The following is an 18,222-nucleotide window of genomic DNA, read 5'->3' on the forward strand; positions in this document are numbered from 1 at the left end:
ATGACTACAAGCGATCACACCTTACGGGAAGCCCGGGGCAAGCACCTGTGGTCAGTGGACCGATTTACGCCCGGTGAACAGCTTCACCAGGTACAACAACACGCAGGCGCCCACCAGACAGGTGATGAAGCTGAAGATCCAGCCCGCGCCTTCCACATCGACGCCGAACAGACTCAGCACGAAGCCGCCGAGTAGCCCGCCGATGATCCCGACCACGATATTGAGCAGGATGCCCTGCTGTGCGTCGGTCTTCATGAACTTGCTCGCGATCCAACCGGCCAGACCGCCGATGATGATCCAACTGATGATGCCGAGTCCGAGCATGCTGTCCTCGATCCCTCGAAGGGTCGGCGAGCAATCGCCTTGTCCCCAAGATACCCCCGGCTCCACTGTGACAATCGACACTCTGATCATGAGACGCTAATATGAGGAAGCCTCATGTCTGAGCGTTCACATGGTGTCCACGTACGGGTCACGGGCGATGAGGGACAGATTTCGATGCTTCGGGTACACCCAGCGGTACTGCCGCAGGTTGACAGGTACATAGGAGACGCACAATGGCTCGAATCGCCCAGACGACGGGTACTGAGCACACCGCCATCCTCGGATTGGGCGTCTACCGCCCGGCTCGGGTGGTCACCAACGACGAGGTAGCGGGGCCGATCGACTCCAGCGACGAGTGGATCCGCACCCGGTCCGGCATCCATACCAGGCGCTTCGCCTCGGACGAGGAAACCATCCAGTCCATGAGCGTCGCCGCCGCGCGCGACGCGATCGCCGCCGCCGGGGTGCAGGTGGACCAGATCGACTGCGTCATCGTGGCGACGTCGACCCATCTGATGCTCACCCCGGCCATCGGCCCACGCATCGCCACCGAGCTGGGCATGACCGGCGCGGCCGCCTTCGACATCTCGGCGGGCTGCGCCGGGTTCTGTCACGCGGTGGGCATGGCATCGGACCTGGTCCGGGCAGGCACCTCGAATCACGTGCTGGTGCTCGGCGTCGAAAAACTCACCCCCACCGTCGACTTCACCGACCGCGCGACGGCCTTCCTGTTCGCCGACGGCGCGGGCGCGGTGGTCGTCGGCCCGTCCACCGAACAGGGCATCGGCCCGACCGTGTGGGGTTCGGACGGTACTCAGCACCACGCCATCCGCCAGACCAAGGACTGGGTGGAGTTCTTCGACGAGATCGAGGAGAAAGGCACCGACGCGGTGCGCCCCTATCTCACGATGGAGGGCACCGCGGTGTTCCGCTGGGCCGCGCACTCGCTGGAGAAGGTGTGCCGCGACGCGATCGACCGCGCGGGCCTGACCACCGGCGACCTCGACGCGATGATTCCGCACCAGGCCAACGGCCGGATCATCGAGATCATGGCCAGGGTGCTCGAGCTACCGGAGCACTGCGCCCTCGCCAACGACATCGAGGATTCCGGCAACACCTCGGCAGCATCGGTCCCCCTCGCGATGGAGGCGCTGTTGCGCAAGGGCGAATCGAAGCCGGGCGACACCGCGCTGCTGATCGCCTTCGGCGCCGGGCTGTCCTATGCGGCACAGGTTGTCACCATGCCCGCCTGGAAATAACCGATCAGCAAATTCTCACAAAACCGGGGTGGCCTGCGCCGAAGCAGGCCACCGACCGGTTGGCTCGCCGTGTCCACCTTGTCCCGCTTGCACCAACTCGGACATGCTGGCAAACTTTTCGCTACCGACGTTTGCTGATCGACGAAGCTCAGCCTCCAGCGTTCCCGTCGTCAACCCGAGGTGATCGGCCGTGAAACTGCGCTCACTCCTGCCACGCAGGCACATCAACGAGGTCCCGCTCCTGCCGAGCATCGGACCGGACGACGCCTTCGCGCTCCCCAGCGCGTTCGTGCCCCGCGGCACCCGTCTCAAACGCGAGGAACGCCTCGAACGATTGCTCACCCCCACCGAACTAGACCTCGTCCTCCACCACCAGCTCTGACGGCTACCTCACAGCAGGGGGATACTCGATCGGGTGAGCACTCCCTCGGTAACCAAACCGGCCATTCTGAGCGTTGACGACGATCCCGGCGTATCGCGCGCCGTGGTGCGGGACCTGCGCCGCCGCTACGGCGCCGACTACCGGATTCTGCGGGCCGAATCGGGACCGCAGGCACTCGAGGCGCTGCGCGAGATGAAACTGCGCGGGCAGCCCGTGGCGGTGCTGATCGCCGACTACCGGATGCCCGGCATGGACGGCATCGAATTCCTCGAACAGGCGATGGACCTGCACCCCTACGCACGCCGGGTGCTGCTCACCGCCTATGCCGACACCGACGCCGCGATCGACGCGATCAATGTCATCGATCTCGACCACTATCTGCTCAAGCCGTGGGACCCGCCGGAGGAGAAGCTCTACCCGGTGATCGACGGGTTGCTCGAGGTGTGGCGCAGCGCCGAGCAGCGGCCGGTGTACGAGACCAAGGTCGTCGGCGATCGCTGGTCGCCGCGGTCTTCGCAGGTGCGAGAGTTCTTGGCGCGCAATCAGTTGCCGTATCGGTGGTATCCGGTCGACGAGCCGGAGGGCACCCGGTTGCTGGAGGCGGCGGGTGCCGATCCGCTGACCTGTCCGGTGGTGATCACGGCCGCGGGCACCGCCCTGATCCAGCCGACCGACAGCGAGCTCGCCGAAAACGTCGGGCTCACCGTCGAACCCAGCGGGGACTTCTACGACCTGATCGTGGTCGGCGGCGGACCCGCCGGACTCGGCGCGGCGGTCTACGGTGCGTCGGAGGGCTTGCGCACCGTGCTGGTCGAGCGCACGGCCACCGGCGGACAGGCGGGGCAGAGCTCACGGATCGAGAACTATCTCGGATTTCCCGACGGGGTCTCGGGGTCACAGCTGGCGGATCGGGCGCGGCGACAAGCGGCGAAATTCGGTGCGGAGATCATCACCACTCGCGATGTGGTCGCGCTCGAGATCAACGGGTCGGCGCGCACCGTGCGATTCGCCGATGGTGGAAAGCTGTGCGCGCATACGGTTCTGATCGCTACGGGCGTGGACTATCGACGCCATCCGGCACCGGGTGTGGACGAATTCACCGGGCGCGGTGTGTATTACGGTTCGGCGATGACCGAGGCGGCCGAGTGCGCCGAACAGGAGGTCTACATCGTCGGCGGGGCAAACTCGGCCGGACAGGCCGCGGTGTTCCTGTCCCGCAACGCGCGTCGCGTGCACCTGGTTGTCCGGGGCGACTCGCTGGACAAGTCGATGTCGCACTATCTCGTCCAGCAGATCGCGGCCATCCCCAACATCGTCGTACACACCGAGACCGAGGTCGTCGGCGTCGACGGTGACACACACCTGGAACGCATCGTTCTGCGCGACAACAGCACCGGCACCGAAGACAAGGTCGACGCGCAACGGCTGTTCCTGTTCATCGGCGCCGCGCCACAGACCGGGTGGCTCGACGGCGTCGTCACCCGAGACGCCGCCGGATACGTGCTGGCCGGGCCCGATCTGATGGTCGACGGCGCGCGACCACCCGGCTGGGAACTGCCGCGCCCGCCGCAACACCTCGAGACCAGCGTCCCCGGCGTGTTCGTGGCGGGCGATGTGCACGCCGAATCGGCCAAGCGGGTCGCCTCGGCGGTCGGCGAGGGTGCGATGGCGGTCATGCTCGTCCACCGGTATCTGGCATGAGAGGTCAGCGGCCGGAGGCGGTAGCGGAGCGTAACCACGCAGGCCGCCCGATCATGCCCATTGAGACAGCGTGAGTGAGGACTCTATGATCTGCGATCCGGAAGAACTGCGCACTCTGTTCCTGTTCGAGAAGCTCGACGACTCCCAGCTCGCCGAACTGTGCGCCATCGGGCGCATCGAGTACGTCGAACCGGGTCCGGTGTTTCGCGAGGGCGAACCCGCCACCTGCTTCTACGTGCTGATCGACGGCGAGGTCCGGCTCACCAAACTGTCCGGCGGGGTGGAGATCGAGATCAACCGCACCGACCATCGCGGGGTGTACGCGGGCGCCTGGATGGCCTACCTGGGCGATCGGGCGAATCAGGACTACAACGGCTCGATGTACGTGCTGCGCCGCTCCCGGTTCCTGGTCATGGACGCGGCCGATTTCTCCCGGATCATGCACGAGTGGTTCCCGATGGCCGTGCACCTGCTCGAGGGCGCGTTCTTCGGCGGGCAGAAGTCGAACCAGCGGATCGCCGAACGCGAACGGCTGCTCGCCCTGGGATCGCTGTCGGCCGGGCTCACCCACGAACTCAACAATCCCGCCGCCGCCGCGGTGCGTGCCACCTCCGGCCTGCGCGAACGCGTCGCCGGGATGCGGCACAAGCTGAAGATGATGGCCGAGGGCAAGTTCCCGGCCGACGCGCTGGTCAAGCTCGTCGAGATGCAGGAACAGGCCGCCGACCAGGTCGCCAAGGCACCCGACCTCAGCCCACTGGAAGCGGCCGATCGGGAGGACGCGCTGGCCGACTGGTTCGAAGAGCGCGGCATCGCCGACGGCTGGAATCTGGCGCCCACCTTCGTGCAGGCGGGCCTGGACACCGACTGGCTGGAGGGTGTGCACGCGACCTTGGAAGCCTGCCAGGCGCCGGTGTTCGAGGGCGCCGTGCGCTGGCTGAACTACACCATCGAGACCGAGTTGCTGATGAACGAGATCTTCGACTCGACCACCCGCATCTCCACTCTCGTCGGGGCGGCCAAACAGTATTCGCAGATGGATCGCGCGCCCTATCAGGTCGTCGACCTGCACGAACTGCTCGATTCCACCCTGGTGATGCTCAACCGCAAACTCGGTGACGGCATCCGCGTGGTGAAGGACTACGACCGCGCGCTGCCGCCGATCCCCTGCTTCGCCGCCGAACTCAACCAGGTGTGGACCAACCTGATCGACAACGCCGTCTACGCGATGGGCGGCGAGGGCACCCTGACGATCCGCACCTTCAAGGAGAACGACTGCGCCGCGATCGAAATCGGGGACACCGGGCCGGGCATTCCCCCCGAGGCGCGGGGCCGGATCTTCGAGCCGTTCTTCACCACCAAACCGGTCGGCGACGGTACCGGTCTCGGTCTCGACATCTCGTTCCGGATCGTGGCGAACAAGCACAACGGTGACATCCGGGTGGAATCGGAACCCGGCAACACGCGCTTCATCGTCCGCCTGCCGTTGCACCCGGCGGCGGAGGATGTCAGCACACCTACTACAGGAGGTCTAGATGGCTGAAGCGGGGATCGATCCGAGCGTGCCGCCCAGTGGCGCCGGGTGCGTCGAATGCGACGCGAGCGGCGGCTGGTGGGTGCATCTGCGCCGCTGTGCCGAGTGCGGGCATGTGGGCTGCTGCGACAGCTCTCCCAGCAAGCACGCGACGAAGCATTTCGAGGCCACCGCGCACCCGTTCATGCAGAGCTACGAACCGGGCGAGGACTGGTTCTACAACTTCGCCAGCGGCGAGATGTACAGCGATGGTCCCGAGCTCGCCGCGCCGACCAGCCATCCCACCGATCAGTCGGTCCCCGGACCGGCCGCGCGGGTCCCCGCGAACTGGCAATCGCTGCTGGGCTGAGCGATGGCTAGGGCTTCATCCCGGCGGCGTCGGCAACCGGCTTGTCGGCATTGGCCGGGACGAGGCAGACCAGCTTCACAGTGCTGAGCGCCACGTTGGGGCTGCCCTCGAACGGACCGCCGGGGTGTGCCGCGAGGATCTGATCGATGGCCTTCTTCTCGCCGTCCGGGTCGAGCGTCTTGAACTGTGTGCAAGTGATGTCGGTGCCCGCCGCGGCCGAGCTCGGCGCCGCGCTCGACGTGGGCGCCTTGGTGGCGGTGGCGGACGCGCTGGAGCTCGGCGTGCCCTTGCGCAGCCCGCTCGCATCAGCGGAGTCGTCGGACCCGCACCCGACCAAGGTCAGGGTCAGTGCCCCGGCGGCCAGAACGGCGAGGGAGATTCGGTTCATCTGCTGCTTCCCCGGTAGATCGCGGCGCCGGCACCTCCGGCGCGTCCGGTGCAGCGTACCGACTGGCGGCGATAGTTCGTCATGTCAGCCAGAATGGCCGTCTGACCTTGCCGTCGGCCTATCGATTCCTGATCGCGGCGAGAAGGGCAGAATGGGGCGGTGGCTGAACTTTCGCTCACCGCCCGGCTCAATCCCTCCGCAGCCGACGCTCGTCGCGGGGTGGTGCGCCTGCACCCCGAGACGCTCACCGCGCTCGGCCTGCGCGAATGGGACGGCATCGCGCTGATCGGCGCGCGCCGGACCGCGGCGGTGGTGGCGAAGGCGCCCGCGGACAGTCCGCCGGGGGTGGCGCTGCTCGATGACGTGACGCTGTCGAATGTGGGACTGCGGGAGAACGCGGCGGTGACGGTCGCCCCGGTGACCGTCTTCGGCGCCAGACAGATCTCGCTGAGCGGCTCGGCGCACGCTGTGGCCAGCATCCCGGCGGCCACCCTGCGGCAGGCGCTGCTCGGCAAGGTGGTGACCGTCGGTGACACGGTGTCGCTGCTGCCGCGCGATCTCGGACCCGATATCAGTTCCTCGGCGGCCACCCAGGCGCTCTCGCGTGCCTTCGGGATCGCCTGGACCACCGAACTGCTCACCGTGACGGCGATCGAGCCCATGCCGGGACCGGTGAGCGTGCAACCGAATTCGGCCGTCGGCTGGGGTGCGGGTGCGGCAGCGATCCAGCACACGGTGGAACGTGACGGCGACGTACGCCAGCCTTCGAGCACGCCGGGCCGGCAGTGGTTTTCGGAGCCGGACCAGCCGGGATCCGGCGCGGTGAAGGTGAGTTCGGGGAGCACGCCGGTCCAGATCGAGGATCTGGCGGGCGTGCAGAGCCAGGCGGCCAAGCTGGCCGAATGGCTGAGCCTGGCTCTCGATGAGCCGGAGTTGCTGAAGACGCTCGGCGCACCGGCCCATCTCGGTGTCCTCATCACCGGACCCGCCGGAGTCGGCAAGGCCACCTTCGCCAAAGCTGTTGTCGCACCGCGTCGTATCGTCGAGCTCGACGGCCCGAGCGTCGGCGCGACCGAGAGCGGCACCCGGCTGCGTGAGGTCGCCGAGGCGGTGGCCGATGTCGCCACCGGACAGGGCGGCGTGCTGCTGATCACCGATATCGACGCGCTGCTGCCCGCCGAGGCCGAGCCCGTCGCCACCCTCGTTCTCGACCAGCTGCGGGCCGCGGTGCGCGCACCGTGCGTTGCCCTGCTGGCCACCACCGCCCATCCGACACAGGTGGATTCGCGTCTGCGCGCTCCGGATCTGTGCGATCGCGAACTGGCGTTGCCGCTGCCCACCGCGGCGATCCGGCGGGCACTGCTGGAACAGCTGCTGCGCAAGGTGCCGGCGGGAAAACTGGACCTCGACGTGATCGCCGCACGCACACCGGGTTTCGTGGTGGCCGACCTGACCGCGCTGTGCCGGGAAGCGGCCGTGCGCGCGGCAGGCCGGGCCAGCCGGGAGCACACCGAACCCGAACTCGTCCAAGACGATCTGATCGGCGCGCTCGACGTGATTCGCCCGCTGTCCCGTTCGGGCACAGAGGAATTGGCGATCGGCTCGCTCGACCTCGACGACGTCGGCGACATGATCGAAACCAAACAGGCACTCACCGAATCGGTGCTGTGGCCGCTGCGCCACCCCGACTCCTTCGCCCGCCTCGGCATCGAACCGCCGCGCGGGGTCCTGCTCTACGGACCGCCCGGCTGCGGCAAGACGTTCCTGGTGCGGGCGCTGGCAGGGACCGGCCAGCTCAGCGTGCACGCGGTGAAAGGCGCTGAGCTGATGGACAAGTGGGTCGGCTCCTCCGAACGCGCGGTGCGCGAGTTGTTCCAGCGGGCCCGCGACTCGGCACCCTCGCTGATCTTCCTCGACGAGGTGGACGCGCTCGCCCCCCGACGCGGCCAGAGCAGCGACTCCGGGGTGTCGGACCGGGTGGTCGCCGCGCTGCTGACCGAACTCGACGGCGTCGAACCCCTGCGTGATGTGGTGGTGGTCGGCGCGACCAACCGCCCCGAACTGATCGACCCCGCACTGCTGCGGCCGGGTCGGCTCGACCGGCTCGTCTTCGTCCCACCGCCGGACGGTCCGGCCCGGCTCGAGATCCTGCGCACGGCGGGACGCTCGGTACCGCTGGCCCGGGATGTCGACCTGGCCGCGCTGGCAGAGGATCTCGACGGCTACTCGGCCGCCGACTGCGCCGCCCTGCTGCGCGAGGCCGCGCTCTCGGCACTGCGCCGCGATATGGCCGCCGCCGACGTCACGGCCGAGGACGTGGCCACCGCCCGCGCGAGCGTGCGGCCGTCCCTCGACCCCGCGCAGGTCGAATCGCTGCGTCGCTATGCCGAGAGCAGGGTTTGAGGCCGAACTCGCCACCCTGATCCGGCCGCGACATCCCCGGTGCGGGCGTGTGTCGCCGGTAACGTCGGCACGGTGCCCAAGATCGGTGATGGTCTGGACGTGGTCACGGCGTTCGCCGGCGCCGCGGCCGCGGGGATGTCGCTGTTCCTGCCGTTCAGCTTCGGTGACGATTCGTCGATCGATTCGCCGTACCGCGTCACCAGTCTGATCAACAGCGTTCCCCGCGCGGCCGCACTCGGTCTCATCGTCGCTGTCGTCGTCGCCGTGCTGGCCAGGCCGATCACCCGGCCGGGGCTGATCTGGCTCACCGCGACGGGCGGGGCGGCGGCGCTGGCGATCAACTACTTCATCGGCGAGGCGATGACCTCCGCCGACGTACTCACCACCCAGAACTACATCGACTCGCTGTGCGGCGGTGTGCTGTTCGGGGCGCTGTGCATCTGCGCGTGGCGGATGCGCTGGTCCGCGGTCGGTTTCGGGCTCGGGGTCCTGGTCGTGTTCGTCTACGGCGAAGTCGTGGCGGTGTTCACCTCGAACGCCGCGGCGACGGCGGACAAGGCCGTGCACACCCCGTTCTGGCTGATCGGCTCCGCCGTCGTGCTGCTGGCGGTGAACACCGCGCGCCACCGGCACGGCATCATGCTGCCCGCGGTGCCACGGATGGCGGCGGATCTGCCGATCGCCCCGATCATCGCCACCACCGTGCTGTCGCTGTCGCTGCTGATCGCCACCGAGTGGCTGGGCCGCGAGTTCGACGGCCGCCGCGGAAACTCCTGGCAGGTCGCGCTCGCCGTGATCGTCACCCTCGTGGCGGCGTTCGTGGCCGCCGCGCTCCTGCCGGGCCGCGACGGCACCGGTGTGCTGATCGCCGTGAGCGTCGCCGCCGCGGCCGATTCACTCAGTGACGCACCCCGCCTCGGCTGGCATCTCGTCCTCGTCCTGGTGGTCGGTGTGGTCGCCATCCTGGCGGGCCTGCGGTGGGCGACACCGTGGGGCGTGTTGCTCGGCGTCGCCGTGATCTGCGGTTTCGCCATTGTGGCCGAGCGTCTTCCGTGGGCATTCGTGTGGACGGCCGGGGTGGTGCTGCTGACCTGTGTCACCGGTTTCGCGATCGGCTCGATCCGGGTCAGCTACCTGCCGAGCGCGATGCTGGCGCTCGGTGCGCTGTACCTGCCGTCGATCCTGTGGTCGATTCCCACCGGGCAGCGGCACTGGCCGACGGGCAGCACCGCCGTCGCCGATCGAGTGCCGGGGCAGGTGGCACTGGCCATCACCGTCGGCGCCGCGGCCGGACTCGCGGTGCTGTATCAGATCCGGCCACCCGCGCAGCCACGGGCGGCGCAGCCATAGCCGAACCGCTCGCGACATGGCCGACGCGACAACCTCGGTGCCGCCGAACATCCCGTCCGCGCCCGTAGGATCGGGACGCGCTACTCGACCGCTACCTACCCGACGGAGGGGGAGTTGCTAGCCGTACTGCTCGTTCACGCACTGGCCGCCCTCCTGGCCCCGCTGTGTGTACGAGTGCTCGGCCGCAACGCTTTCTACCTGCTCGCCCTGGTACCGCTGGGCAGCCTCGGCTGGGTGATCGCGCACTGGGGAACCACCGTGCGCACGCATGTGCAATGGGCGCCGCAGATCTCGATGGACATCGATCTGCGCTTCGATGCCCTGTCCGCGGTGATGTGCACGCTGGTGCTCGGCGTCGGCGCGCTGATCCTGGCGTACTGCGGGCGGTACTTCGAGCGTGACGAGGCCAGGCTCGGGGTGTTCGCGGCCGAGCTCACCGGGTTCGCCGGTGCCATGTTCGGGCTCGTCACCAGCGATAACATGCTGCTGCTGTACGTGTTCTGGGAAATCACGACGGTGCTGTCGTTCCTGCTCGTCGGCCACTACGCCGAACGCGCGGTCAGTCGAAGAGCCGCGATCCAGGCGCTGCTGGTGACCGGCGCGGGCGGGCTGGCGATGCTGGTCGGCATCGTCGTCCTCGGGCTGCGCTACGACAGTTTCCTGCTCTCGGACCTGCTCGCGGCGAGCTCGGTCCCGGCCGGGAGCGCGGTGCCGGTCGCGATCGGTTTGGTACTGATCGGGGCGATCAGCAAATCGGCGATCGTGCCGCTGCACTTCTGGTTGCCCGGCGCGATGGCGGCGCCGACACCGGTGAGCGCGTATCTACACGCCGCCGCGATGGTGAAAGCCGGTATCTACCTGGTGGCCCGGCTGGCGCCCGCGCTCGCGCAGACCCCGCCCTGGCATCTGATGCTGCTGCCACTCGGCATCGTCACCATGCTGCTGGCCGGGTGGCGGGCGATCCAGGTACACGATCTCAAGCTGGTACTGGCGTTCGGCACCGTCAGCCAGCTGGGGCTGATGATCATGATGATGGGCATCGGCACGCCCGACGCGGCGCTGGCCGGGCTCGCTCTCCTGGTGGCGCACGGACTGTTCAAGGCGTGCCTGTTCATGGTGGTCGGCATCATCGATCACGGCGCGGGGACCAGGGATCTGCGCAGACTGTCCGGGCTCGGCCGGCGCGCGCCGGTGCTGTGCGCGATCGCGGTACTCGCCACGCTCAGCATGGCCGGGCTGCCGCCGCTGCTCGGTTTCGTCGGCAAGGAGTCGGCGCTCGGCGCGCTGTGGTCGGCCGAGATACTGAGTCCGCCGGTGCGGTTCGCCCTGCTGGCCGGGGTCACCGTCGGGTCGGCGTTCACCGTGGCCTACAGCATCCGATTCGTCTGGGGCGCTTTCGGAGTCACCGCGAATCCCGAACGCGCGGTCACCTGGCACGCGCCCGGCCCATTGCTGCTCGGTCCGCCCGCGGTGCTCGCCGTGGCCGGGCTGGCGGGCGGTCTCGACACCCAGGCGGTCGATCGATGGTTGAGCCCCTACGCCGAGTCGCTGCCGGGCGTGCTCGACACCCATCTCGCCCTCTGGCACAGCTTCACCGGACCGCTCGCGCTGACGATGGTCATCGTCGCGGCCGGTATCGCCCTGTTCCTGATCCGCGGCCGGATCGGCGAACCCGCGCACCCGCGTCTCGGCAACGCCGATCGCAACTACGACGCGGCCCTGCGCGCGATGGACCGACTGTCGTTGCGTATCACCGGAACTGTGCAGTCCGGTTCACTGCCCGCCAGCCAGGCCACCATCCTCGGCACGCTCATCGTGTTGCCGACGGTCATGCTCGCGATCGGCACGCGGACCGGAGTGCAGCTGCGACTGTGGGATTCACCGTTGCAGGCGGCGATCGGCGCGATCATGATCGCGATGGCGCTGGCCGCCACCGTCTTGCGCAACAGGTTGGCCAGCGTGCTCGTCGTCGGGGTGACGGGCTACGGCTGCGGCGTGATCTTCGCGCTGCACGGCGCCCCCGATCTCGCACTGACCCAATTCCTGGTCGAGACACTGACTTTGGTCGTCTTCGTGCTCGTGTTGCGCGCCTTCCCGGCGGAGATCGCCGAAAGCCAGGGCACGGCGTTCAAGTTCCGCCGGGCACTGCTGGCCGTCGGCGTCGGCATCACCGTCCCCGTACTCGCCGCGTTCGCCATCGCCGCCAAGCACGGGAACCCGATCTGGGACGCCATCCCCGATGCCGCCTATCGGATCGGCGGCGGCAAGAACGCGGTCAACGTCTTGCTGGTCGACATCCGCGCCTGGGACACCCTCGGCGAGATCTCGGTGCTCGTCGTCGCCGCGACCGGCGTCGCGTCGCTGGTCTTCCGCAGCCGCCGCTTCGGCAGCGCACCCCGCGCCGCCGATTCCCCGAACTACGATCCCGACGCGGTGAGCTGGCTGCCCGCCGCCCGCCTCCTCGATCGCCGCGATCGCTCGATGGTCCTGCAGATCACCACCCGCCTGGTCTTCCCCACCATCATGGTGCTGTCGGTGTACTTCTTCTTCGCCGGCCACAACGCGCCCGGCGGCGGCTTCGCGGGTGGCCTGGTCGCCGGATTGGCCCTGACCCTGCGCTACCTGGCGGGTGGCCGATACGAACTGGGCGAAGCGCTCCCGGTCGACGCCGGGCACCTGCTCGGCGCCGGCCTCACCCTCGCGGCGGGCACCGCGACCGCGTCGCTGCTGCTCGGCGCACCGCCGCTGTCCTCGGCGATCATCGAGGTGACGCTGCCGCTGCTCGGCCACCTCAAACTGGTCACCGCCATGTTCTTCGACCTCGGCGTCTACCTGGTGATCGTCGGGCTGGTGCTGGACGTCCTGCGCAGCCTCGGCGCCCGCCTGGACAAGGAAATCCGATGAGTGCCGACCTCGTTCTCCTGATCACCATCGGCGTGCTCACCGCGTGCGGTGTCTACCTGCTGCTCGAGCGGGTGGTGTCGAAGATGCTGCTGGGGATGATCCTGCTCGGCAACGCGGTGAACCTGCTGATCCTCACGATGGGCGGCCCGGACGGGAAGCCACCGATCCTCGGCAGCGCCGACACCTCCCCCGACGGCATGGCCGATCCCCTCGCGCAGGCGATGGTGCTCACCGCGATCGTGATCACCATGGGCCTGGCGGCTTTCGTGCTCGCGCTGGCCTATCGCTCCTACATGCTGACCACCACCGAAGACGTGACCAACGACCCCGAGGACGCCCAGGTCGCCGCCCGCCGCGAACGGGAGGATCCCGAACAGTGACCCTGTCCCCGGAACTGTTGCCCGCCATCGCCCCACTGCCCGTACTGGTTCCGCTGCTCGCCGCCGCGGCGACGCTGGTGTTCGGCCGCCGCCCACGGCTCCAGGCGATGATCACGCTGACGGCACTGTCGGTGGTGCTGCTGATCAGCGCCCTGCTGCTGTATCTCGCCGACCGCGACGGCACCACCGCGGTGCAGGTGGGTGGCTGGCCGACCCCGATCGGCATCACGCTGGTGGTGGATCGGCTCAGCGCCGCGATGCTGCTGGTCTCGGCCTTCGTGCTGCTCGTGGTGTCGATCTACGGTGCGGGACAGAACATCTCCGATGGTGGCGAACACCAGCCGACCTCGATCTACCGGCCCACCTATCTGGTTCTGACCGCGGGCGTGTCGACCGCGTTCCTGGCCGGTGACCTGTTCAACCTGTTCGTCGGGTTCGAGGTCCTGCTCGTCGCCTCGTTCGTGCTGCTCACCGTGGGCGCCACCGAGGAACGGATCCGCACCGGCATCGCCTATGTGATGGTGTCGATGGTGTCGTCGCTGATCTTCCTGATCGGCATCGGCCTCACCTACGCGGCGACGGGCACCCTGAATCTCGCGCAACTGGCCGTGCGCCTGGAAGCGACGCCCAGTGGCGTGCGCACCGCCTGCTACGCGGTGCTGCTGGTCGCGTTCGGGATCAAGGCGGCGGTGTTCCCGCTGTCGAGCTGGCTGCCCGACTCCTACCCCACCGCGCCCGCGCCGGTCACCGCGGTGTTCGCGGGTCTGCTCACCAAAGTCGGTGTGTACGCGATCATCCGCACGCACACGCTCTGGTTCCCTGACGGCGCGTTCGACAACATCCTGCTGGTGTGCGGACTGGCGACGATGATCGTCGGTATCCTCGGCGCCATCGCGCAGACCGATATCCGGCGACTGCTCTCGTTCACACTGGTCAGCCATATCGGTTACATGGTGTTCGGTATCGGTCTCGCCACCACCGCCGGCCTCACCGGCGCGGTGTTCTACGTGGCCCACCACATCCTGGTGCAGACCGCGCTGTTCCTCGCTGTCGGACTGATCGAACGCCAGGCCGGTTCGGTGTCGTTGCGCCGGATCGGCGGACTGGCCACCGCCAGTCCACTGCTGGGCGTGCTGTTCCTTGTCCCCGCCCTGAATCTCGGTGGTATCCCGCCCTTCTCGGGATTCATCGGCAAGGTCACACTCCTGGAAGCCGGTGCCGCCGAGGGCAGCGTCCTGGCGTGGGTGCTGGTCGCGGGTTCGGTGATCACGAGCCTGCTCACGCTGTACGCGGTGGCGCGGGTCTGGAGCAAAGCGTTCTGGCGACCACGCGAAGAGGCGCCGGAAGGTCATCTCACCGCGGCGAATCTACCGACACTGGTGGAGGATTCGACCGATGTGTACTACGAGGATCGCACCGATCCCGGCCGGATGCCGGTCCTGATGGTGCTGGCCACCATCGGGCTCGTCTCCGCGGGCCTCGCGCTCACGGTGTTCGCCGGGCCGGTCCTCGGCATCGCCGAGCGCGCCGCCGGCGACCTGAACAACCCGTCGGTCTACATCGACTCGGTCCTCGGCCCGGTGCTGCGATGAGCCGATTCGTGAATCGCGACAATATCCTTCGCGTCGCCGTGCTGATCTGGCTCACCGCCGTCTGGGTCGCGCTGTGGGGCGATCTGAGCCTGGCCAACACCCTCGCCGGGGCCGTTGTCGCACTGATCGTGGTCTTCGCCCTTCCCCTCCCGTTGGTCCCGGTGTCCGGGCGTTTCCATCCGCTGTCGTTTCTCGAATTGATCGCTGTCGGTACCTATTACGCGCTCGAATCGAGCTTGCAGGTGGCCTGGTTCGCGATTCGGCCCAGCGGCCCGCCGGTCTCCGGCGTGCTGCGCGTGCATCTGGGCATCCAGTCCGATCTGGTGCTGGTGATGTGCACCGATCTGCTCAACCTGATCCCCGGCACCATGGTCCTCGAACTCGACCGCGCGCGCTGCGTGGTCTATGTCCACGTGCTCGATGTGGGCAGCGACGAGGCGGTGGTGAAGTTCTACCGCACCACCCGGCGCCTGGAACACCTGATGATCAATGCCTTCGAACGACCGAGCGAACGCCGCCGCGTCGAAACACCACCGGAGGTGCAACCATGACTGTCGTCGCCGTCATCGCCGCCGTCCTGCTCACGGCCGCCGCGGTGATCACCAGCTACCGCGTCCTCGCGGGGCCGAGCACCCTCGATCGCGTCGTCGGCATCGATTCACTGATGGCCATCGCCGCGTCCGGGCTCGCGGTGTGGGCCGCCTACAGCGGCGACACCACGGTGATCCCGGCGATCGTGGCGCTCGCGCTGGTCGGTTTCCTCGGCTCGGCCGCGGTCACCCGATTCCGGGTCAGGGACGACCGATGAGCGTCTGGGAATGGGTGTCGGCGGTGCTGATCCTCACCGGCTGCGCACTCGCGTTCACGGCGTCGATCGGCATCGTCCGCTTCCCCGACACCCTCACTCGGATGCACGCGGCCACCAAACCACAGGTGGTCGGCCTCATGCTGGTTCTCGTCGGCACCGGCATCGACATCCGCGACGACGTCAATGTCTGGATGCTCGTGCTCACCGGCCTGTTCACGATCATCACCGCGCCGGTCATCGCCCATCTCATCGGCCGCACCGCCTACCGCGAACAGCGCCACCGCGACGGGTTGTTCTAGGTGGCGGGCGTCGCGATTCGCTCGAGGGCCGGTGCGGGCGCGGTGGCGAACCAGGTGTTGTGGAAGGCGATCGCGACCGCGGCCAGCAACCCGATGACGATCGCGCCCGCCGCCACCGGATACTCCGCCATCGGCACCGCCAGGTACCGGTAGGACAGCAGCAGCCCCGCGAACACCGCCACCCCGAAGCCGACCAGCCGGATCCGGAAGCCGCCCCAACCCCGCTCGGGCGCGCGCAGCGCCGACTCGACGGTCAGGCACAGCACCGCGCCCGCCACGAGGTCGACGCCGTAGTGATACCCGAAACCCAGTGTGGCTGTGACCGTGGCAGCCAGCCAGAACGCCCCGCCCCAGCGCATCCAGACCGGGGCTCGCGACCCGTCGACATCGCGCCGGGTGTGGATGAACAGCGACAGTGCCCACGCGGTGTGCATGGAGGGCATGCAGTTGCGCGGGGTGAACTCGTCGAAGGTGAGCGCGGCCGGGTTCGAATCGAGCGGCGGCATCGCGGCGGGCCAGAAATTGCCCACCTGGAAGCCGTGCCCGTCGGCGCCGAACGCGAACATCGGCCCGACCACCGGGAACAGCACGTAGAACAGCGGCCCGACCAGACCGAGCACCAGGAAGGTGCGCACCAGGTAGTGGGTCGGCCACTGCCCGGTCGTGACCACGGTGCGCAACTGCCATACCGCCACCGCGATCGCGGCCACCGGCAATTCGATGTAGACCCAGTGCAGTACCGCGTACACCTCGGGCCCGAGCACATCCAGCACACGCCCGACGACCCACGACGGATCACCGAGCGCGTGATCGGCGAGCAGCACGTATTCGTCGAGCACGGTGGGCCGCACCGCCGAAGTCAGGTGCAGCCACACATCGCCGACCTTGGTGGCCAGCACCAGCAGCGCACCGAGCGCGACCGCCGTCAACGCGTCGCGGCGTTCACGACCCCGCCATCGCACTGCCGCGACGACAGCCAGCGCGGCCAGCACGATCGTCGGCCCGTTGCCGACGGTGAACGGCTTGCCGTCGATGAGTCGCAGCGCGACCCACACCGCGTCGATCCCGATCGCGGCGGCCAGCGCGAACACCCGGCGGCGCGTGGAGATCCCGACGAGCGCGAGCACCAGTCCCGCCCACGGCACCGACATCGACTTGGGCGTACCGACGAAGTCGCGAGCCAGGCTGGCCAGCGGTCCGTCGAAACCCATGATCCACGCGACGATCTGCAATCCGACCAGCAGCGCGAGCACTGCGGCCACCCCGGCGACGGCGAGTGTGCGTGGTTCACGCAGACGCGAACCGAGGGTGGCACCCCCCGCAACGGCGCGCGGATGTTCGACAAGCATCCGACCATCGTAAACGGCGGGTGAACGCGATCTCCCCGGGCAGCTGAACGCTACTGGTCCAGCTCGCGCACCAGCGCGTCGACGACGGCGACCATGTCGCCCTGTGTCTGCGCGGCGACCCGGCGTTGCCGCTGGTAGGAGGCCCCGTGACGGGGAATGTCGGCCACCGCCGCCAGCTCGGCGGCGCAGCCGAGACGCTTCGCGGTCGGCTCGAGCCGGGTGAGCAGATCCATCAGATCGTCGGTGACCAAACGCTCATTGCTGGCGTCGTCGACGATCACGATCGCGTCGAGCCCGTAACGCGCGGCGCGCCATTTGTTCTCCTGCACATGCCATGGCGGCAGCGTCGGCAATTGCTCGCCGTTCTCGAGGCGCTGATCCAGGTCGACGATCAGGCAGTGGATCAGCGCGGCCACCGAGGCCAGTTCGGTGCGGCTGGACAGCCCGTCGCACACGCGCACCTCGATGGTGCCCCACTTGGGCGCGGGCCGGATATCCCAGTGCATCCCACCGAGCTGTTCGAACACACCGGTTTTCATCTGGTCGTGCACGAAACCTTCGAACTGGCGCCAGTTCTCGAACTGGAACGGCAGCCCGGCGGTCGGCAACTGCTGGAACATCAGCGCCCGGTTGCTGGCGTAGCCGGTGTCGTCGCCGGACCACATCGGCGACGACGCCGACAGCGCGAGCAGATGCGGATACGACAGCAGCAGCGAGTTCAGGATCGGAAAGACCTTGTCCCGGTGCGACACTCCCACATGCACGTGGACGCCCCAGATGAGCATCTGGCGGCCCCACCACTGGGTGCGCTCGATCAGTTCGTCGTAATGCGGTGAGCGCGTGAGCTGTTGGGCCGACCACGCCGCGAACGGGTGGGTGCCCGCGCAGAACAGGTCGACACCGAGCGGATCGGCCGCGCGCCGCACCGCGTTCATGGTGCCGTGCAGGTCTTCGACCGCGCCGCCGACCGTGTCGTGCACGCCGGTCACCAATTCGACCGTGTTGCGCAGCAGTTCCTTGGTGACCTGCTGGGTGCCGTCGTGGGCGCGCAGGTCACCGACCGCGTCGAAGACCGCCGAAGCCGTGTTGGACAGATCCCGCGTCACCTTGTCGACGAGCGCGATCTCCCATTCGATGCCGATGGTCGGCCGGGGCGAACCGCGAAACGAAACCGACTCGAATGCCCCGGCCATGGGAGTG

The 18,222-nt window shown here is 68.3% G+C and carries 17 protein-coding genes; 13 read left to right on the plus strand and 4 right to left on the minus strand.

The window, feature by feature from the left end; translation table 11 throughout:
* Positions 1-51: 51 nt before the first annotated feature.
* Complete coding sequence (locus ACWDXS_RS20370) at positions 52-324, minus strand: GlsB/YeaQ/YmgE family stress response membrane protein (protein ID WP_101465422.1); 273 nt, start codon at positions 322-324, stop codon at positions 52-54.
* Between the two features lie 233 nt (positions 325-557).
* Between ACWDXS_RS20370 and ACWDXS_RS20375 the strand changes: the two genes are divergently transcribed.
* From ACWDXS_RS20375 to ACWDXS_RS20395, 5 genes are all read left to right on the plus strand, one after another.
* A complete protein-coding gene (locus ACWDXS_RS20375; protein ID WP_378991197.1) occupies positions 558-1,583 on the plus strand; it encodes a beta-ketoacyl-ACP synthase III in 1,026 nt (341 codons plus the stop codon).
* Between the two features lie 190 nt (positions 1,584-1,773).
* Entirely contained in the window at positions 1,774-1,965 is a 192-nt protein-coding gene (locus tag ACWDXS_RS20380; protein WP_378633833.1) for a hypothetical protein, read from the plus strand.
* 33 nt (positions 1,966-1,998) lie between these two features.
* The gene (locus ACWDXS_RS20385) at positions 1,999-3,666 is read left to right on the plus strand and encodes an FAD-dependent oxidoreductase (RefSeq protein WP_387445565.1); all 1,668 of its coding nucleotides are present in this window, start codon (positions 1,999-2,001) and stop codon (positions 3,664-3,666) included.
* 85 nt (positions 3,667-3,751) lie between these two features.
* Positions 3,752-5,209 (plus strand): ATP-binding protein, encoded by a 1,458-nt coding sequence (locus ACWDXS_RS20390; protein WP_378991251.1) that lies wholly within the window; start codon positions 3,752-3,754, stop codon positions 5,207-5,209.
* A complete protein-coding gene (locus ACWDXS_RS20395; protein WP_378633825.1) occupies positions 5,202-5,549 on the plus strand; it encodes a UBP-type zinc finger domain-containing protein in 348 nt (115 codons plus the stop codon). The genes ACWDXS_RS20390 and ACWDXS_RS20395 overlap by 8 nt, the downstream gene beginning before the upstream one ends.
* Positions 5,550-5,556: 7 nt before the next feature.
* On the opposite strand, the gene ACWDXS_RS20400 is transcribed toward ACWDXS_RS20395, so the two are convergent.
* Positions 5,557-5,937 (minus strand): hypothetical protein, encoded by a 381-nt coding sequence (locus ACWDXS_RS20400; protein WP_449967735.1) that lies wholly within the window; start codon positions 5,935-5,937, stop codon positions 5,557-5,559.
* Between the two features lie 159 nt (positions 5,938-6,096).
* Between ACWDXS_RS20400 and ACWDXS_RS20405 the strand changes: the two genes are divergently transcribed.
* The 8 genes from ACWDXS_RS20405 to mnhG all read left to right on the plus strand — a co-directional run bounded on the left by ACWDXS_RS20405 (position 6,097) and on the right by mnhG (position 15,673).
* Positions 6,097-8,340, plus strand: coding sequence for an AAA family ATPase (locus ACWDXS_RS20405; protein WP_449967737.1), 2,244 nt, complete (start codon positions 6,097-6,099; stop codon positions 8,338-8,340).
* A 72-nt stretch (positions 8,341-8,412) separates the two neighbouring features.
* Positions 8,413-9,690 carry a hypothetical protein gene (locus ACWDXS_RS20410; RefSeq protein WP_378991204.1) on the plus strand — a complete coding sequence of 426 codons (1,278 nt, stop codon included), beginning with the start codon at positions 8,413-8,415 and terminating at the stop codon, positions 9,688-9,690.
* A gap of 114 nt (positions 9,691-9,804) precedes the next feature.
* Entirely contained in the window at positions 9,805-12,594 is a 2,790-nt protein-coding gene (locus ACWDXS_RS20415; protein ID WP_449967741.1) for a Na+/H+ antiporter subunit A, read from the plus strand.
* Complete coding sequence (locus ACWDXS_RS20420) at positions 12,591-12,974, plus strand: Na(+)/H(+) antiporter subunit C (RefSeq protein WP_378991207.1); 384 nt, start codon at positions 12,591-12,593, stop codon at positions 12,972-12,974. The genes ACWDXS_RS20415 and ACWDXS_RS20420 overlap by 4 nt, the downstream gene beginning before the upstream one ends.
* Complete coding sequence (locus ACWDXS_RS20425) at positions 12,971-14,566, plus strand: Na+/H+ antiporter subunit D (protein WP_449967744.1); 1,596 nt, start codon at positions 12,971-12,973, stop codon at positions 14,564-14,566. The genes ACWDXS_RS20420 and ACWDXS_RS20425 overlap by 4 nt, the downstream gene beginning before the upstream one ends.
* Before the next feature lie 8 nt (positions 14,567-14,574).
* Positions 14,575-15,117: a Na+/H+ antiporter subunit E gene (locus ACWDXS_RS20430; protein ID WP_378991211.1), complete on the plus strand. Its 543-nt coding sequence runs from the start codon at positions 14,575-14,577 to the stop codon at positions 15,115-15,117.
* A complete protein-coding gene (locus ACWDXS_RS20435; RefSeq protein ID WP_067450173.1) occupies positions 15,114-15,374 on the plus strand; it encodes a monovalent cation/H+ antiporter complex subunit F in 261 nt (86 codons plus the stop codon). The genes ACWDXS_RS20430 and ACWDXS_RS20435 overlap by 4 nt, the downstream gene beginning before the upstream one ends.
* Entirely contained in the window at positions 15,371-15,673 is a 303-nt protein-coding gene (mnhG, locus tag ACWDXS_RS20440; protein ID WP_378991213.1) for a monovalent cation/H(+) antiporter subunit G, read from the plus strand. Before ACWDXS_RS20435 ends, mnhG begins: the two co-directional genes overlap by 4 nt.
* Here the strand turns inward: mnhG and ACWDXS_RS20445 are convergent.
* On the minus strand, positions 15,670-17,022 hold the full coding sequence (locus ACWDXS_RS20445; protein WP_387445560.1) for a phosphatase PAP2 family protein: 1,353 nt from the start codon (positions 17,020-17,022) through the stop codon (positions 15,670-15,672). The genes mnhG and ACWDXS_RS20445 overlap by 4 nt on opposite strands.
* Before the next feature lie 50 nt (positions 17,023-17,072).
* Entirely contained in the window at positions 17,073-18,215 is a 1,143-nt protein-coding gene (locus ACWDXS_RS20450) for a glutamate--cysteine ligase (RefSeq protein WP_378991215.1), read from the minus strand.
* Between the last annotated feature and the right edge of the window lie 7 nt (positions 18,216-18,222).

The sequence above is a fragment of the Nocardia sp. NPDC003183 genome (assembly GCF_053590715.1).

Excerpts from the sequence above, each read along its gene's own strand:
- ACWDXS_RS20370 (WP_101465422.1), bottom strand. The coding sequence starts at position 324 with ATGCTCGGACTCGGCATCATCAGTTGGATCATCATCGGCGGTCTGGCC.
- ACWDXS_RS20375 (WP_378991197.1), top strand. The coding sequence starts at position 558 with ATGGCTCGAATCGCCCAGACGACGGGTACTGAGCACACCGCCATCCTC.
- ACWDXS_RS20390 (WP_378991251.1), top strand. The coding sequence starts at position 3,752 with ATGATCTGCGATCCGGAAGAACTGCGCACTCTGTTCCTGTTCGAGAAG.
- ACWDXS_RS20395 (WP_378633825.1), top strand. The coding sequence starts at position 5,202 with ATGGCTGAAGCGGGGATCGATCCGAGCGTGCCGCCCAGTGGCGCCGGG.
- ACWDXS_RS20400 (WP_449967735.1), bottom strand. The coding sequence starts at position 5,937 with ATGAACCGAATCTCCCTCGCCGTTCTGGCCGCCGGGGCACTGACCCTG.
- ACWDXS_RS20420 (WP_378991207.1), top strand. The coding sequence starts at position 12,591 with ATGAGTGCCGACCTCGTTCTCCTGATCACCATCGGCGTGCTCACCGCG.
- ACWDXS_RS20435 (WP_067450173.1), top strand. The coding sequence starts at position 15,114 with ATGACTGTCGTCGCCGTCATCGCCGCCGTCCTGCTCACGGCCGCCGCG.
- mnhG (WP_378991213.1), top strand. The coding sequence starts at position 15,371 with ATGAGCGTCTGGGAATGGGTGTCGGCGGTGCTGATCCTCACCGGCTGC.
- ACWDXS_RS20445 (WP_387445560.1), bottom strand. The coding sequence starts at position 17,022 with ATGCTTGTCGAACATCCGCGCGCCGTTGCGGGGGGTGCCACCCTCGGT.
- ACWDXS_RS20450 (WP_378991215.1), bottom strand. The coding sequence starts at position 18,215 with ATGGCCGGGGCATTCGAGTCGGTTTCGTTTCGCGGTTCGCCCCGGCCG.